1 protein-coding gene is annotated in these 469 nt (G+C 63.1%); it reads right to left on the reverse strand.

From position 1 onward, the window contains the following. On the reverse strand, positions 1-469 hold a 469-nt coding region (locus tag A2J01_RS21520), incomplete at both ends, for an amino acid permease (protein WP_156519345.1).

A 469-nucleotide genomic window follows, 5' to 3' on the forward strand; every position in this document is an offset into this window, starting at 1 on the left:
CTTCGGCGACGTTCGCGGACGTTTCGAAGCCGACAAAAGAGTAGTACGCGAGGAGTGCCGCAGCCAGCACCGCGAGTGCAGGCGATCGGCTGTCGTCGAACTCCACGACGCGGCTCAGGGTTCCGTCGCCGCGCCCGAGAACTATGCAAGCGAGGACGACAACGAGGACGAGCCCGGTGACCTCCACGACTGTCATGACGACGTTGGCGCGCATCGACTCCTTGATGCCTCTGGCATTGAGAAGTCCCACCAGGAGCAGGAAGACGAGCGCCGCTGGAACGGTTGGGACGTCGATGAAGGCTTTGAGATAGTCGCCCGAGAATGCGAGGGCGAGTCCCGCCGCACTGGTTACGCCGGCCGCCAGCATCGAGAAGCCGACAAGGAACGAGATCAGTGGTTTCCGATACGCCCGTTGGGCGAAGACGGCTGCGCCGCCCGCTCGCGGATATTTGGTGACCAGTTCGGCATA

Origin of the sequence: Rhodococcus sp. EPR-134 (assembly GCF_001647205.1) — a bacterium.
Classification (GTDB): Bacteria; Actinomycetota; Actinomycetes; order Mycobacteriales; family Mycobacteriaceae; genus Rhodococcus_F; species Rhodococcus_F qingshengii.